Below are 14,995 nucleotides of genomic sequence, written 5' to 3' on the forward strand. Positions count from 1 at the left end.
CGAACCGGAGCACTCCATGAGCGTCATCCTCACCTGGGTCATCAACGCGCTCGCGCTGCTGATCATCACGTACCTCGTGCCGTCGATCCACATCAAGAGCTTCGGCACGGCGCTGATCATCGCGGTCGTGCTCGGCCTGATCAACACGGTGATCCGCCCGGTGCTGATCCTGCTGACGCTGCCCGTCACGATCGTCACGCTCGGGGTGTTCATCCTCGTCGTGAACGCGTTGTGCTTCTGGTTCGCGTCGTCGCTGCTGAAGGGCTTCGAGGTGTCGGGGTTCTGGTCCGCGTTCTTCGGTTCGATCCTGTACAGCATCGTGTCGTGGCTGCTGTCCGCACTGATCTTCGGTCAGCGCGACATCGGCTGAGGCCTGAGCCTGTTCCCACCGAATCATGAAACCGATCGAACTCTCGTTTGAATTCTTCCCGCCGAAGACGGCGGAAGGCGTCGAGAAGCTGCGCGCCACGCGTGCGCAACTGATGCCGCTGAAGCCGAAATTCGTCTCCGTGACGTTCGGCGCCGGCGGCTCGACGCAGCAGGGCACGCTCGATACCGTGCTCGACATGCAGAAGGACGGCCTCGAGGCCGCGCCGCACCTGTCGTGCATCGGCTCGTCGCGCGACAGCCTGCGCGCGATCCTCGACCAGTACCGCTCGTACGGCATCCGGCACATCGTCGCGCTGCGCGGCGACCTGCCGTCCGGGATGGGCGCGGTCGGCGAACTGCGTTATGCGTCCGAGCTCGTCAGCTTCATCCGCGCCGAGCATGGCGACTGGTTCCACATCGAGGTCGCCGGCTACCCGGAGTACCACCCGCAATCGCGCTCGCCGAAGGCCGATCTCGAGAATTTCGCGCGCAAGGTGAAAGCCGGCGCGAATTCCGCGATCACGCAGTACTTCTTCAACGCCGACGCGTATTTCCGCTTCGTCGACGATGCGCGCAAGCTGGGCGTGGACGTGCCGATCGTGCCGGGCATCATGCCGATCACGAACTTCTCGCAGCTGATGCGCTTCTCCGAGATGTGCGGTGCCGAAGTGCCGCGCTGGGTGGCGCGCCGGCTCGAGAGCTTCGGCGACGATCGCGAGTCGATCCGCGCGTTCGGCGCGGACGTCGTCACGGGCCTGTGCCAGCGTCTGGTCGACGCGGGCGTGCCCGGGCTGCATTTCTACACGCTGAACACGGCGGCCGCGACGCGGACGATCTGTGAACGGCTCGACGTGTAGGCGCGGTCACGCGACTGCATGCGTGAAAGTGTGCGAAGGCCCCGCCGGTTCTGCCGGCGGGGCTTTTTTTCGAGGGTTGCGGAGCGGGGCCGCGCGCGTCAGCGCTGCGCCTGCATCAGCGGCGGGCGGCGGTCGAACCACGGCCGCGCCTGTTCGAGCTGCCGTGCCAGCCTGAGCAGCAGCGCGTCGTCGGTGTGGCGCGCGGCGAACTGCACGCCGATCGGCAGCCCGCGCGCGTTCCAGTAGAGCGGCACCGACATCGCCGGCTGGCCGGTCAGGTTGAACAGCTCGGTGCAGCCGGCCCACGTGAACGCCTTTTCCGACGACCTCGCGAGCATTTCCTTCAGCAGCGGCTTCACCGGCAGCGCGGCGAGCACCTTCATCTGCGCCGATTCGAACGGCGTCGGCTGCAATTCGCCGATCTTCACCGGCGGCCCGGCGAGCGATGCGCACAGGATCGCGTCGTAGCGCGACACGATGCCGGCGACCTGCACGGTGAGCTGGCGCTGCCATTCGAGCACGTCCGGCAGGCGGGTGCGCGCGAGGCGCCGGCCGACCACGGCCATCGCCCACGTCGCGGCTTCGAATTCGCCGCGCTTCGGCGTGCGGCCGGTCAGCGCGCGTGCGCCGAGCACCATCTCCTCGGCGATCGTCGCCCACAGCGTGAGGAAGGTTTCGGCCGTGCGTGCGTAGTTGACGTTCAGCGTCGCCGGCTCGACGTGGTGGCCGAGCGATTCGAGCAGCGCGGCCGCGTCGTCGAGCGCCGCGCGGGTGTCGTCGGCGAGCGCCGGCGCGAGCATCGGGTCGAGCACGAGGCCGATCCGCAGCGGGCCGGGCGGCGTGTCGAGCTCGCCGAGGAACGTGCCGGGCGCGCCGGCCGGCAAGGTCTGGCCGGTCGTCACGTCGAGCAGCAGCGCGCTGTCGCGCACGCTGCGCGTGACCGCATGCTGGACGACCAGCTCGCCGTTCGACGGCCGGTCGACGAGGACCGGGTTGCGGGTCGGCTTCAGGCCGAACAGCCCGCAGCACGACGCCGGAATGCGGATCGAGCCGCCGCCGTCGGACGCATGCGCGAGCGGCACGATGCCGGCCGCGACGGCCGCGGCCGCGCCGCCGCTCGAGCCGCCGGGCGTGTGGTCGAGATTCCACGGATTGCGGCACGCGCCGAACAGCTCGGGTTCCGTGTACGGCATCTGGCCGATTTCCGACGTGTTGGTCTTGCCGAACACGTTGAGCCCGGCCGCACGGCTTCGCGCGATCACGGGCGAATCGTCGTCAGGCACGAAATACCGGTAGTGCCGGCTGCCCATCGACAGCGGCAGCCCGGCCACCGCCGCGCCGAGATCCTTGACCAGATACGGCACGCCGGCGAACGGCGCGTCGGCGCCGCCGTCCGGCGCGGCGACCGCACGCTGGCGTGCGGCTTCGTAGTCCTGCAGCACGATCGCGTTGATGGCGCTGTTGACCGCTTCGGCCTGGCCGATCGCGGCGTCGAGCAGTTCGCGCGGGCTCGCCTTGCGTTCGCGTACCAGTGCGGCGAGGCCGATCGCGTCGTGCGCGAGATAGTCCGAGTGCATCGCAGTCACCCCCGTTGTGACGCGTGGCGATGTCGGCAGCATAACGCGGGCCCGCTGCAAGGGGCCCGCTGCCGCCCGTTTTTAGAGGTGCTCGGCGAGGAAGGTCAGCGTGCGGCCGTGCGCGAGCGCCGATGCGCGCTGGTTGTACGACGCGCGATCCGTGCAGTTGAAGCCGTGCTCGGCGCCCGGATAGACGTGGAACGACGCATGGCCGTGGCCGGCGAACGCGGCCTTCACCTGGTCGACGGCCGTGAGCGGGATGCCGTGGTCGTTTTCGGCGTAGTGGAACAGGATCGGCTGCGTGACCTTGCCGGCGAGGTCGAGTGCGTTCTGGATGCCGCCGCCGTAGTAGGCCACGGCCGCGTCGATCTTGCCGGTCGCGGCCGCGCGGTACGCGAGCTGGCCGCCGAAGCAGTAGCCGATCGCGGCGATCTTGCCGGCCACTTCGGGGCGCGCGCGCAACGCATCGGCGGCCGCGCCGATGTCCGCGACCGCGAGGCCCACGTCGGTCTTTTTCATCAGCTCGATGCCCTTGTCGCGATCCGCGCCTTCATAGGTCAGCTCGACGCGCGGCTGCGTGCGCCAGAACACGTCCGGCGCGAGCGCGACGAAGCCGTCGGACGCGTACTGGTCGGCGACCGCGCGGATGTGCGAGTTCACGCCGAAGATCTCCTGGATGATGATGACGGCAGGGCCAGTGCCGCGCTTGGGCAGCGCGAGATAGCCGCCGAAGCTGTCGTTACCGGTCGGGATGTCGATCCATTGGGCAGTCACGTTCTGAACTCCTGGCGAACGGGGTGCGCGTGGCGCGCCCCGGGGGTGAGAGAGGCGGCCTAGTGTGCCACCGATCGTGTGACGGTGCAGGACGCGCGCCCCGGGGCGAGGGAGGCGGCCTCATGTGCCGCCGATCGTGTATCGGCGCAGGACACGCGCCTGCTTCTCGCGCAGCGATCGTTTCGATCTCGATTATTCATTTTTCGGCGCGGCGCCGCTTCGATAGAGTCGATGTGCCAGCCTTTACAAAGCGCTTTCGCGCATCGTCATCGAAGGATTCGCCATGTCTGCCCGCCTGTTTTCCACGCCCTTTTCCGAACGCTTCGGCCTGCGCGCGCCGCTCGTGCAGGCGCCGATGGTCGGCGCGACCACGGCCGCGATGGTCGCCGCCGCATCGAATGCCGGCGCGCTCGGCAGTCTCGGCGCCGCCGCGTTCGCGCCCGAGCGCATCGCGGCCGAAGTCGAAGCCATCCGCGCGGCGACCGCCCGCCCGTTCGCGATCAACCTGTTCGTGCTGCCGGACGCGACGCCCGACGCGGTGACCGTCGCGCGCGCGCTGGCCGCGATCGACCCGCTGAACGCGGCGCTCGGATTGCCGCCGGGCACCGCGCCCGCGCCCGCGCGCTACGCGCCGGATTTCCGTGCGCAACTCGATGCGCTGGTGGCGCTGCGCGTGCCCGTTGCAAGCTTCACGTTCGGCGTGCTCGACGCGGCCGACGTCGCACGCCTGAAGGCCGCCGGCACCTATGTGATCGGCACGGCGACGCACGTGGCCGAGGGGCTCGCATGGCAGGCGGCCGGCGCCGACGCGTTGTCCGCGCAGGGCGCCGAGGCGGGCGGCCATCGCGGCACGTTCATCGGTTCCGCCGACGACGCGCTGATCGGCACGTTCGCGCTCGTGCCGCAACTGGTCGACGCGACGGGCCTGCCCGTGCTCGCCGCGGGCGGCATCATGGACGGTCGCGGGATCGCGGCCGCGCTTGCGCTCGGCGCGCAGGGCGCGCAGCTCGGAACCGCGTTCCTCACCTGCACGGAAAGCGCGATCGCGGCGGACTGGAAGGCGCGCCTGCTCGCGAGCACCGATACGTCGACGCAGGTCACGTGCGCGATCACCGGCCGCCACGCGCGCGGGCTGCGCAATACGCTGATGGCGCGGCTCGGCGAACGCGTGGCCGACGTCGCGCCGTATCCGGTGCAGAACGCGCTGACGCAGCCGCTGCGCCAGGCCGCCGCGCGCGCGAACGACGGCGACTATCTGTCGCTGTGGGCCGGGCAGGGCGCGCCGCTCGCGCGGCGGCGCGGCGATGCGCTGACGACGTCGCAGCTCGTCGCCGCGCTCGATGCCGAATGGCGTGCGGCGGCTGCCTGAATCGTTCATGCCGGACGACGAAACGCGCGCTGTCACGCGCGTTTCATTCAATGATCCCGGGCACAAAATACCGAATCGAAATGCCCCGGGAATACTTTGAAGCGACCTTTCGGCGAGACCTCGGGAATTAGCGGAAACCCTTATCCGGCGGGGCTTGCAGCGATATTCGAGTAGTCGTTCCAAAGTGCGCATATCGGTAGTGTTACCACTACCCCAAAAAAGTCCCACAAATTAATTTGATCACCTACACTTGCGCGCAAGTACGGACGGGCGGCCGCTAAAAGCGGCGGTTTTCACGTGCTTGAGGCCAAGTGCATGAACGATGCATCCGGCGAATCGTCCAGTGATTGCAAACACAGGGATGGCAGCGGGGCACCGGGCGATGGCGTTTTTTGGGACCGAACTGGAGACTTACATGAATATCAAGATGCAAAAGCTGTTGCCGATCACCGCCGCAGCGATGCTGTGCGCTGCAGCTGCAAGCAACGCGTCAGCCGATCAAGTCGTCAAGATCGGCCACGTCGCGCCGTTGACGGGCGGCATTGCACACCTGGGCAAGGACAACGAAAACGGCGCGCGTCTCGCCGTCGAGGAAATCAACGCGAAGGGTCTTACGGTCGGCGGCCAGAAGATCACGCTGCAACTCGACCCGCAGGATGACGCGGCCGACCCGCGGCAGGCCACGCAGGTTGCGCAGAAGCTCGTCGACGACAAGGTCGTCGCGGTGGTCGGCCACCTGAACTCGGGCACGTCGATCCCGGCCTCGAAGATCTACAGCGATGCGGGCATCGTGCAGATCTCGCCGTCGGCCACGAACCCGGCCTACACGCAGCAGGGCTTCAAGACCACGTACCGCGTGGTGGCCACCGATGCGCAGCAGGGCCCGGCACTCGCGAACTACGCGCACTCGAAGGGCATCAAGAGCGTGGCGGTAGTCGACGATTCGACCGCCTACGGCCAGGGTCTCGCGAACGAGTTCGAGAAGAAGGCGAAGGCGCTCGGCCTGAAGGTGATGTCGCATGACGCGACGAACGACAAGGCGGTCGACTTCCGCGCGATTCTGACCAAGATCAAGGGCGAGAATCCGGACGCGATCATGTACGGCGGCATGGACGCCACCGGCGGCCCGTTCGCGAAACAGGCGAAGCAGCTCGGCCTGCGCGCGAAGATCTTCGCGGGCGACGGCGTGTGCACGGAAAAGCTGGCCGACCTGGCCGGCGACGCGACCGACAACGTGGTGTGCTCGGAAGCCGGTGCCTCGCTCGAGAAGATGGCGGGCGGCGCGGCGTTCAAGGCGAAGTACGAGAAGCGTTTCGGCCAGCCGATCCAGATCTACGCACCGTTCACGTATGACGCCGTGTACATCATCGTCGACGCGATGAAGCGCGCGAACTCGACCGACCCGGCGAAGATCCTCGCGGCGATGCCGGCGACGAACTACTCGGGCGTGATCGGCACGACGACCTTCGACTCGAAGGGCGACCTGCAACACGGCGTGATCTCGCTGTACAACTACAAGGGCGGCAAGAAGTCGCTGCTCGACGAAGTGAAGATGTAACGCAACAGGCGGTCAACAGAAGGGGTGAAAACGCGCATGCGGCAACGCATGCGCGTTTTCTTTTTGTTTCTCTTTGGCCGTTCGGCCCGGCGAGCGCCGCACCGTCAGATCTTTAGATGTGCGAGCACCTTCGGCGCGACCAGCGCGACGAGCGCCGCGCATAGCGCGACGAGCGCCGCGCATAGCGCGACGACCGACAGGCCGATCGTCAGGTTCGCGGCCTGCGCGACCGCACCGATCACGACCGGGCCGAACAACAGCCCGAAATACGCGAGCCCCGCCACGTGCGCGAGCCCTTCGGCCGCGTGGATGCCCTTCACGCGCGCGGCGGCCGCGAACAGCACGGGCATCATGTTCGCGAGGCCGAGGCCCATCAGTGTGAAGCCGGTCAGCACCGCGGCCGGGTTCGGCAGCAGCAGCGCGCCGATCATCCCCGCGCATGCGAGCGACGCGCTCGCGAATACGAGCTGCGGCGCGCCGAAGCGCGCGCGCACGGCGTCGCCCGCGAAGCGCGCGATGGCCATCCCGCCCGAGAATGCCGCATACGCGGCGCTCGCGAGCGCGGGGCTCGCCGCGACGACGTCGCGCATGTAGACCGTCGCCCAGTCGTACATCGCGCCTTCGGCGACCAGTGCGATCAGTGCGATGCCGCCGAGCATCCACAACGCGGGCGAGCGCCAGCGGTTGCCGCCGCCATGCGCGTGTTCGTGGTGCGGCACGTGCGGCAACACGGCCGGGCTGGCGGCCACGAGCACCGCGGCGCTCACGGCTGCCGCGAGCGCGAGATGCGCGACCGGCGCCATGCCGGCCGACAGCAGCGCGCCGCCGGCGGCCGCGCCTGCCATGCCGCCGATGCTGAACATCCCGTGCAGCGACGACATGATCGGCTTGCCGAGCGCGATCTCGACGGCGCTGGCCTCGGCGTTCATCGCGACGTCGAGCGTGGCCATCGAGAAACCGAACAGCGCGAGCACCGCGAGCAGCATCCAGTAGTCGGGCACGACGAGGATCAGCGCCGCGCACGCGGACATCACGAGCCCGCCGGCGAGGCACGCGGTGCGCGAGCCGACGCGGGTGATCCAGCGCGCGATGGTCAGCATCGCGGCGATCGAGCCGCCGGCGACCGCGAACAGCGCGATCGACAGCAGGCCGGGGCTCAGCGCGAACTTGTCGCGCACGGTCGGCACGTGCACGCCCCAGGACGCGTACATCATGCCGGCGACGAAGAACAGCGCCATCGACGCCGTGCGCGCGCGCTGGCGGGCCGGCAGCGGCAGCACGCGATGCGCGTCGGGCGGCGCGGCGAACGGGGACGATGATTCGGGGGAGGAGGATTCGGACACGGAAAGGCTCGTCAAAGGAAATGCGCGGACGCACGCGGCGCCCGTCGGACCCGTCCGATTCTATCGAACCGCTTACGATCCTGCCGGGCGATGGCCGCTTGGCCGATGATCGGGCGGTCGTGGTGCCCGGTATTCGCCGCATTGGCCGTTCGGCCGATGCGCGGCGTACCGCGCCCGCGGGTAACATCGAAGCGCATGGCGTGCCCGGCGCGCCGCCCTTCGACCGCAGGAGTCCTCTTGAACATCGATCCCGCTCTCGCCCTGCATCTGCTGCACCGCTGCGCGCTCGGCACGCTCGCCACCCATGCGCGCGATCCGCAGGGCTTCCCGTATCCGACGGTCGTTCCGTTTGCACCCGATGCAAGCCATCGTCCGGTGATCCTCGTGAGCGGCCTCGCGGAGCACACGCGCAACCTGGCCGCCGATCCGCGCGCGGGCTTCCTCGTCGTCGACGCGTCCGGCGGCGACGTGCTGAACGCCGAGCGCGCGACGCTGCTCGGCCGGTTCGTGCCGCTCGGCGACGATCCGCACGTCACCGCGCGCTACCTGCGCTACGAGCCGGACGCCGCGCGCTATCTGGCGCTCGGCGATTTCACGTTCTGGGCGCTCGACGTCGAGCGGCTGCGCTATATCGGCGGTTTCGGGCGCATGGGCTGGGTCGACGGCACGCATCTCGATGCGCTGCCGCCGCTCGCCTTCGACGAGGAACAGGCGTTATGGGACGCGTACGACGGCGGCGCGGCGCGCCGCGACGGGCTCGAATTGCTCGGCGTCGATCGTCACGGCGCCGACTGGCGACACGAAGGCCGCCGTGTGCGCACGCCGTTCGATACGCCATTGGCCGACGTGGGCGCGTTGCGCGAGCGGCTGATTGCGTGCGCGCGGGATGTGACGTGACGCCGCGGTGCCGGCTTGTCCGCGGTTTGTCCGTTTAGCGTGCGGCGCCGTCCGATTTTCGTAAAACTGTCGTCCGATGAAAGCTTCTATTTTTCCGAATGCAGGGTAATTGCGTATGTTGATAGACCTAATAGCCAATGGCTAATGTCCTAATCTCTGTGTAGGAACGTAAAAATTTGAGAAAAGGCCGCGGCCGGTCAAAATGACACGAGTGAATTTCAATTGATCTCGGTATTTTCATGAATCTCGCTTCTATCAAATCTTTTTTGTGCTAATCTCTGCCTTCGAAAATCCGAGGCACATATATTTCATGAATGGTGAGCTGGCTGCAGACCGGCGCCATTAGTCAGATAGAAAGGGAAACTATGTCTTCTTACAAGGACCTGCTGGCCCAGCGGGAGAAGCTGGAGAAGCAAATCGAAGAAGCGAAGTCGCGTGAATACGCTGAAGTGCTGAATGACGTGAAGCAGAAAATTGCCGACTACGGCTTTTCGCTCGCCGAACTCGGTCTCAGCCGCGCGAAGGCAGGCAAGGTTGGCCGTCCGCGCGCTGGCGTCGCCGCGAAATACCGCGATCCGGAAACGGGCGCGACGTGGTCGGGCCGCGGCAAGCCGCCGCGCTGGATCGCGGGCAAGAACCGCGAACAGTTTGCGATTTAAACGTCTGTTTAAGTCACCTGCGCTTCAAAAGAGCCGCGTGTCCGTTCAGGAGCGCGGCTTTTTTGTTTTCAGCGGCCGCCACGCGCATGGCGTTGTCATGGAAATGTAATAATCGAGGGTGCGAATGGGAATACGACCTGTTCGCATAAGCGATTGATTTGAATAAGAAATTTACGGATATTGGCGGGATTCGCGGGGCACCCTTGATAGAATTGGGTACCGCACACCGATATCTCATATTTCATGTCCACGTTTTCCGGCGACGCGCAGAGCGCAGATAAGCACGCGGTTGCACGCAAGAGCACGTTCGTCAGTATTGTGCTGAATGTCGTGCTTGCGACATTTCAGATCGTCGTCGGCACGATTGCGCATTCGCAAGCATTGATTGCCGACGGGGTGCATTCGATTTCCGATTTGATCTCGGATTTTGTCGTGCTGGTTGCGAATCGGCATAGCGGCGCATCGCCGGACGCCGACCACAATTACGGGCACAGCCGCTACGAGACCGTCGCGTCGCTGTTTCTCGGCGCAATCCTGATTGCAGTCGGCGTCGGCATGCTGTGGCGGGCCGGCGACCGTCTAGTTAATCTCGAAAACATTCCGGCGGTACATTTTTCCGCGCTGGTCGTCGCGCTGACGGTGCTCGTGTCGAAAGAGGCGCTGTTTCGCTACATGCTGCGCGAAGCGCGGCGCGTGCGCTCGGCGATGCTCGTCGCGAACGCGTGGCATGCGCGTTCGGATGCCGCTTCGTCGCTCGTCGTCGCGATCGGCATCGTCGGCAGCCTGGCCGGCGTGCGGCTGCTCGATCCGATCGCGGCGGCGATCGTCGGCTTCATGGTCGCGCGCATGGGCTGGACGTTCGGCTATGACGCGTTGCAGGACCTCTCCGACCGCGCGCTCGACACCACCGATACGGCCGAGATCCGCGCGCTGCTCGCGGCAACGCCGGGCGTGCGCGACGTGCACGACCTGCGCACGCGCAAGATGGGCGATGCGGCGCTCGTCGACGCGCACATCCTCGTCGATCCGATGATCTCCGTCTCCGAAGGGCATTACATCGCGGAAACCGCACGTGCACGCGTGCTGCGCGACCCGCGCGTGCTCGACGCGCTGATCCACGTCGACCCCGAGAACGACGCGGCGCGCCGTCCGGCGCTCGCGCTGCCGCCGCGCGGCGAGATCGCGGCGCGGCTCGAGGCCGCGCTCGCGCAGCGCGGGCTGCATGCGGCGGCGATCAACCTGCATTACCTGAGCACGGGGCTCGAGATCGACGTGACGCTTGCATGCGATCCGCACGACACCGATGCGGCGCTGGCCGGCCGGCTCGACGCCGACGCGCTGAAGCGCGAGTTCGGCGCGCGCCGGATCGGCTTCACGCGCACGATGCCCGCGCAGGCGTGACCTGCCGCCGGCGGGCCGTGCGCGCGGGCGTGCGCGTGACAGCCGTTACAGCGGCAGCTGCGTGTCGAACTTGATCTCGCGCAGCACGACACTCGTACGCACTTGCGACACGGCGGGGATCTTGAAGATGCGTTCGTGCAGGAATACGTCGTAGGCCTTGATGTCCGGCGCGACGATCTTGAGGATGTAATCGGCTTCGCCGGTCGTGCTGTAGCACTCGGTGACTTCCGGGCAGGTCGCGATCTCGCGCTCGAACTGCTCGACGCCGCCTTCGTTGTGGCGGGTCAGGTGCACGTGCGCGAGCGCGCAGACGTGCAGGCCGAGCTTCTCGCGATCGAGCAGCGCCGTGTAGCGCTGGATCACGCCCGACTGTTCCATGTCCTTGATGCGGCGCCAGCACGGCGTGCTCGACAGGCCGACCTGGTCGGAAATTTCCTGAACGGAACGGCGCGCGTCGAGCTGCAACAGGCGAAGGATTTTTTGCGAAAAGGAATCGAGCGTCACCTGCGCCTCCATGCGGCAGCAACAACATGCTGAATGTTAGAGGGCCGGGAAAGGAAAGGCAATCTGGCGTCGCGTTGCTGAGCGAGATTCGCTAATTTGCTCGCGGATCCGTGGGGTTTTGTCCCGCCCCCGCGTTTTCCGACCGATCGGTGTCCGATACCGCGAGGCCCGCGAGCGCGGCCTGCTGGCGGCGCAGGTCGGCAAGCATGTTGCAGAACAGCGCGCCTTGCTCGATCGCGTCGTCGAGCGCGACGTGCGTGTGCGGATGGTCGTCGAACCAGTGCTTCGGAAAACGCGGCTTGATCGCCTTGCGGTACGGCAGGCCCGTCATCGCGAACGCGAGCGTCTTGATGTCGAGCGCCGACCACGAGAACGGGCAGCGCCCGGCGAAGCGCATCATGTACCAGAACATGAACGTGAAGTCGAAGCCGGCCGGCATCGCGACGAACACCGGCTTGCCGGGCAGCGCCTCGACCCAGTCGACGTACGCGACGAGCGCCGCCTCGGGCGCCTGCAGGTCGCGCCGGCACGCGGCCCATGCCTCGGGCTCGGTCTTCCACCACGCTTCCTGCACCGGATGCGCGTGCGCGCCCGGCAGCGTCTCGAGGTTGGCCGAGAAGGTCGCGATCAGCTGCTTGTCCTCGGTATAGGCGGCCGACGCGAAGCTCAGCATCGAGTGCGGGCCGGGGATCGGGCCGTCGGCCTCGACGTCGGTGCTGACGTAGATTTCCGGGATGGCGGTCTGGTTCATCCGAATGCCTTGTCGGACACGAACGGGTTCGTGCGGCGCTCGTCGCCGAACGTCGACACCGGGCCGTGGCCCGGCACGAACGTCACGTCGTCGCCGAGCGGCCACAGCTTCTCTTTGATCGAGCGGACGAGATCCTCGTGATTGCCGCGCGGGAAATCGGTGCGGCCGATCGAGCCGGCGAACAGCACGTCGCCGACGATCGCGACGCGATGCGCGCGGCTGAAGAACACGACGTGGCCGGGCGTATGGCCCGGGCAGTGATAGACCTCGAGCGTCTCGTCGCCGAACTGCACGGTGTCGCCGTCGTTCAGCCAGTGATCCGGCTCGAAGGTTTCGGCGGCCGGAAAGCCGAAGCGCTCGCTCTGCATCGGCAGCTTCTCGATCCAGAAGCGCTCTTCTTCCTGCGGCCCTTCGATCGGCACGCCGTAGTGCGTCGCGAGCGTCTTCGCGCCCGCGCAGTGATCGATGTGCCCGTGCGTGAGCAGCACCTTCTCGACCTGCACGTTCTGCCGCGCGACTTCCTGCTGGATCCGGTCGAGGTCGCCGCCCGGATCGACGACGGCGGCGCGGCCCGTCTTCTCGCAGACGAGCAGCGAGCAGTTCTGCTGGAACGGCGTGACCGGAATGAGCGTGACTTTCATGGAGGCACCGGCGGCTAAAAGGAGCGATTGTACCGGTCGCGCGTGCCGCTTGCCGGCCGCGCGACGTGCGTCGCGGTGCGCGCCTCCGGGCATTCCCGGAGCATGTCGATTGTTACAGCCATAGTGAGAATCAATGGTCCGCCGGCGGTGCTTTTCAGGACAGCGTTTTGATTTATGTATAATGCGCTCCATTGCGCGTGAGTTTCACGCCATTCGCTGGTGTTTCGGCCCCGTTAAAAAGGGGTGTCGGAAGCACCGTCAAGCATCAGCCGCCGGGGAGTCCGGCGGTGTATCCAGCACCGAGCATTCGGTGCTCACGTCTTGTCCGGCCGGGTGCTGCGCGCCCGCCTGCGGCCCTGCTGCCGCGCCGCCGGATGAGGCCTGTGCCGCCGTTCCTGTGCGTTGGTCGTTTCGACGCGCGCGAACGTGAAAGCCATGTTCGATGGCGGCATGTGGGGTCTGGTCAGGCTGTTGGGGACAGGTTGCGCCAGACGTGAAAGCTAATCAGGACGGTTGCGGCATAGACGAAAGCCGCGCCCATGCTAGCCGCCTGCTCGCATCCGAGCGGGGCGTGCACGCATTTGCCGTCCGGGCCGCGTGTCCGCGCTGTGAAGCGGCGTGACGAAGGAGCGGCCCGAACCAGAAGGCGACACGTCGATGAACGTACGATTTCCGACTCGTTTCGGGACCATTGCATTATTTTTCGCGTTGACGGGCTGTGCGGTGCCACCCAGCCAGACCACCGGAAGCGCGAACCAGAAGAACGCGGTCGACAAGACTGCCGGTGCCGCGAAGGCGGACAACGACAAGCAGCAACTGAATTTCGATTCCGCACTGGCGTCGATGCCGGCTGCCGACGCCAAGGACGCGAAGAAGTCGTCGCTGGCGGACGCCGAGCCGATCGACGGCAAGGATGTGTCCGATTTCCGCCAGACGGGCCGCGCGTCGTGGTACGGGCGAGATTTCCACGGCCGCCGCACTGCGAACGGCGAGCGCTTCAACATGAACGCGCTCACCGCCGCGCACCGCACGCTGCCGCTGTCGTCGTACATCAAGGTGACGAACGCGTCGTCCGGCAAGTGGGTCGTCGTGAAGGTCAACGATCGCGGGCCGTTCAAGCGCGGCCGCGTGCTCGACCTGTCGTATGCCGCCGCGAAGATGATCGGCCTCGTGCACGCCGGCACGGGCCGCGTGAAGATCGAAGGGCTGTCGCCGCAGGAAGCGCGTGAGGCACGCGACGAAATGCTCGCGTCGGTCTCGACGAAGTAACGCGGCGGATCGACCGCTCATGCAAAAGGGCTGCCCGAGGGCAGCCCTTTGTCTTTCCTGCCCGGCGCGATGTCGGCACCGGTTTCCCGGTGCCGGCCGGCTGGCACGTCAGCTTTCATCCTTCAGCGCGAGCGCACGCGCATACAGCGTGTTGCGCGACGCGCCCGTCAGCGCGGCCGCGAGCTTCGCCGCGCTCTTCACCGGCACCTCTTCCAGCAGCAGCCTGAGCAGCGCGTCGTGCGCGGTGTCGTCGGCTTCGCCGCTCGTCGCCGGCGCGCCTTCGACGACCAGCACGAATTCGCCGCGCTGCCGGTTCGCATCGCCGGCGAGCCACGTCTGTCCTTCGGCCAGGGTGCCCTGGAACAGCTGCTCGTGTAGCTTGGTGAGCTCGCGCGCGATCAGCAGCCGGCGCGCGGGGCCGAACGCATCGGCGAGCGCGGCGACGGTTTCGGCGATCCGGTGCGGCGCTTCGTAGAACACCAGCGCATACGGGTGCGATACCAGCGCCTGCAGCGCGGTCGCGCGCTGCCTGGCCTTCGGCGGCAGGAAGCCCGCGAACGTGAACGCGCCGGCCCAGTCGCCGGCCACGCTCAGCGCGGTCACCGCCGCGCTCGCGCCCGGCAGCGGGATCACCGCGAAGCCGGCGGCGCGCACCGCGTCGACGAGCCGCGCGCCGGGGTCCGAGATGCCGGGCGTGCCGGCGTCCGATACGTAGGCCACGCGTTCGCCGCCGCGCAGCAGTTCGATCACGCGCTGCGCGGCTTCGCGTTCGTTGTGCTCGTGCACGGCGAGGAGCGGCTTCGACATCCCGTAGCGGGCGAGCAGCTGGCCCGTGTTGCGGGTGTCTTCGGCCGCGATGCGGTCGGCGAGGCCGAGCACGTGCAGCGCGCGCAGCGTGATGTCGGCGGTGTTGCCGATCGGCGTGGCGACCACATAGAGCGCGGCTTCCGGGTAGTGCTGCGTTTGCGCGAGTTCGAGGAGGGCAGTCATGGCAGGCAATGCGCGCAATCGCGGCGCAAGCGGAAC

Annotated in this window: 15 protein-coding genes; 8 read left to right on the plus strand and 7 right to left on the minus strand. The window is 67.3% G+C overall.

Features of this window, described 5'->3' with window-relative positions; genetic code table 11:
• The first annotated feature begins 16 nt into the window (after nt 1-16).
• Both ABY44_RS25640 and metF read left to right on the plus strand, forming a co-directional pair.
• A complete protein-coding gene (locus ABY44_RS25640; RefSeq protein WP_006477367.1) occupies nt 17-370 on the plus strand; it encodes a phage holin family protein in 354 nt (117 codons plus the stop codon).
• Between the two features lie 25 nt (nt 371-395).
• Nucleotides 396-1,226 carry a methylenetetrahydrofolate reductase [NAD(P)H] gene (metF, locus tag ABY44_RS25645; protein ID WP_021164275.1) on the plus strand — a complete coding sequence of 277 codons (831 nt, stop codon included), beginning with the start codon at nt 396-398 and terminating at the stop codon, nt 1,224-1,226.
• Nucleotides 1,227-1,324: 98 nt separating this feature from the next.
• Here metF and ABY44_RS25650 read toward each other — a convergent pair whose 3' ends face one another.
• Entirely contained in the window at nt 1,325-2,803 is a 1,479-nt protein-coding gene (locus tag ABY44_RS25650) for an amidase (protein WP_060174992.1), read from the minus strand.
• Between the two features lie 81 nt (nt 2,804-2,884).
• Nucleotides 2,885-3,577, minus strand: a complete 693-nt coding sequence (locus tag ABY44_RS25655; RefSeq protein WP_027788631.1) for a dienelactone hydrolase family protein — start codon at nt 3,575-3,577, stop codon at nt 2,885-2,887.
• Between the two features lie 283 nt (nt 3,578-3,860).
• On the opposite strand from ABY44_RS25655, the gene ABY44_RS25660 reads away from it, so the two are divergent.
• Complete coding sequence (locus tag ABY44_RS25660) at nt 3,861-4,946, plus strand: NAD(P)H-dependent flavin oxidoreductase (protein WP_431642589.1); 1,086 nt, start codon at nt 3,861-3,863, stop codon at nt 4,944-4,946.
• A 415-nt stretch (nt 4,947-5,361) separates the two neighbouring features.
• Entirely contained in the window at nt 5,362-6,504 is a 1,143-nt protein-coding gene (locus ABY44_RS25665; protein WP_027788629.1) for a branched-chain amino acid ABC transporter substrate-binding protein, read from the plus strand.
• A gap of 104 nt (nt 6,505-6,608) precedes the next feature.
• On the opposite strand, the gene ABY44_RS25670 is transcribed toward ABY44_RS25665, so the two are convergent.
• The gene (locus ABY44_RS25670; RefSeq protein WP_431642592.1) at nt 6,609-7,847 is read right to left on the minus strand and encodes an MFS transporter; all 1,239 of its coding nucleotides are present in this window, start codon (nt 7,845-7,847) and stop codon (nt 6,609-6,611) included.
• Between the two features lie 237 nt (nt 7,848-8,084).
• Between ABY44_RS25670 and ABY44_RS25675 the strand changes: the two genes are divergently transcribed.
• From ABY44_RS25675 to ABY44_RS25685, 3 genes are all read left to right on the plus strand, one after another.
• Nucleotides 8,085-8,744, plus strand: a complete 660-nt coding sequence (locus ABY44_RS25675) for a HugZ family protein (protein WP_060174995.1) — start codon at nt 8,085-8,087, stop codon at nt 8,742-8,744.
• 365 nt (nt 8,745-9,109) lie between these two features.
• Nucleotides 9,110-9,403 carry an H-NS family nucleoid-associated regulatory protein gene (locus tag ABY44_RS25680; RefSeq protein WP_006491875.1) on the plus strand — a complete coding sequence of 98 codons (294 nt, stop codon included), beginning with the start codon at nt 9,110-9,112 and terminating at the stop codon, nt 9,401-9,403.
• A 243-nt stretch (nt 9,404-9,646) separates the two neighbouring features.
• Entirely contained in the window at nt 9,647-10,804 is a 1,158-nt protein-coding gene (locus ABY44_RS25685) for a cation diffusion facilitator family transporter (protein ID WP_027788626.1), read from the plus strand.
• Nucleotides 10,805-10,849: 45 nt separating this feature from the next.
• On the opposite strand, the gene ABY44_RS25690 is transcribed toward ABY44_RS25685, so the two are convergent.
• From ABY44_RS25690 to ABY44_RS25700, 3 genes are all read right to left on the minus strand, one after another.
• The gene (locus ABY44_RS25690; RefSeq protein ID WP_006477376.1) at nt 10,850-11,320 is read right to left on the minus strand and encodes an Lrp/AsnC family transcriptional regulator; all 471 of its coding nucleotides are present in this window, start codon (nt 11,318-11,320) and stop codon (nt 10,850-10,852) included.
• A gap of 79 nt (nt 11,321-11,399) precedes the next feature.
• Nucleotides 11,400-12,059, minus strand: a complete 660-nt coding sequence (locus tag ABY44_RS25695; protein WP_059528234.1) for a hypothetical protein — start codon at nt 12,057-12,059, stop codon at nt 11,400-11,402.
• A complete protein-coding gene (locus ABY44_RS25700; protein ID WP_027788624.1) occupies nt 12,056-12,700 on the minus strand; it encodes an MBL fold metallo-hydrolase in 645 nt (214 codons plus the stop codon). Before ABY44_RS25700 ends, ABY44_RS25695 begins: the two co-directional genes overlap by 4 nt.
• A gap of 657 nt (nt 12,701-13,357) precedes the next feature.
• On the opposite strand from ABY44_RS25700, the gene ABY44_RS25705 reads away from it, so the two are divergent.
• Nucleotides 13,358-13,969, plus strand: a complete 612-nt coding sequence (locus ABY44_RS25705) for a septal ring lytic transglycosylase RlpA family protein (protein ID WP_027788623.1) — start codon at nt 13,358-13,360, stop codon at nt 13,967-13,969.
• Between the two features lie 108 nt (nt 13,970-14,077).
• Here ABY44_RS25705 and rsmI read toward each other — a convergent pair whose 3' ends face one another.
• The gene (rsmI, locus tag ABY44_RS25710; protein ID WP_027788622.1) at nt 14,078-14,959 is read right to left on the minus strand and encodes a 16S rRNA (cytidine(1402)-2'-O)-methyltransferase; all 882 of its coding nucleotides are present in this window, start codon (nt 14,957-14,959) and stop codon (nt 14,078-14,080) included.
• Nucleotides 14,960-14,995 lie beyond the last annotated feature (36 nt).

Origin of the sequence: Burkholderia sp. ZZQ-2 (assembly GCF_050768715.1) — a bacterium.
Taxonomy (GTDB): Bacteria; Pseudomonadota; Gammaproteobacteria; order Burkholderiales; family Burkholderiaceae; genus Burkholderia; species Burkholderia cepacia.

Coding starts and splice junctions, on each gene's coding strand:
- ABY44_RS25640 (WP_006477367.1), top strand. CDS start 17: ATGAGCGTCATCCTCACCTGGGTCATCAACGCGCTCGCGCTGCTGATC.
- metF (WP_021164275.1), top strand. CDS start 396: ATGAAACCGATCGAACTCTCGTTTGAATTCTTCCCGCCGAAGACGGCG.
- ABY44_RS25650 (WP_060174992.1), bottom strand. CDS start 2,803: ATGCACTCGGACTATCTCGCGCACGACGCGATCGGCCTCGCCGCACTG.
- ABY44_RS25660 (WP_431642589.1), top strand. CDS start 3,861: ATGTCTGCCCGCCTGTTTTCCACGCCCTTTTCCGAACGCTTCGGCCTG.
- ABY44_RS25665 (WP_027788629.1), top strand. CDS start 5,362: ATGAATATCAAGATGCAAAAGCTGTTGCCGATCACCGCCGCAGCGATG.
- ABY44_RS25680 (WP_006491875.1), top strand. CDS start 9,110: ATGTCTTCTTACAAGGACCTGCTGGCCCAGCGGGAGAAGCTGGAGAAG.
- ABY44_RS25685 (WP_027788626.1), top strand. CDS start 9,647: ATGTCCACGTTTTCCGGCGACGCGCAGAGCGCAGATAAGCACGCGGTT.
- ABY44_RS25690 (WP_006477376.1), bottom strand. CDS start 11,320: ATGGAGGCGCAGGTGACGCTCGATTCCTTTTCGCAAAAAATCCTTCGC.
- ABY44_RS25695 (WP_059528234.1), bottom strand. CDS start 12,059: ATGAACCAGACCGCCATCCCGGAAATCTACGTCAGCACCGACGTCGAG.
- ABY44_RS25700 (WP_027788624.1), bottom strand. CDS start 12,700: ATGAAAGTCACGCTCATTCCGGTCACGCCGTTCCAGCAGAACTGCTCG.
- ABY44_RS25705 (WP_027788623.1), top strand. CDS start 13,358: ATGAACGTACGATTTCCGACTCGTTTCGGGACCATTGCATTATTTTTC.
- rsmI (WP_027788622.1), bottom strand. CDS start 14,959: ATGACTGCCCTCCTCGAACTCGCGCAAACGCAGCACTACCCGGAAGCC.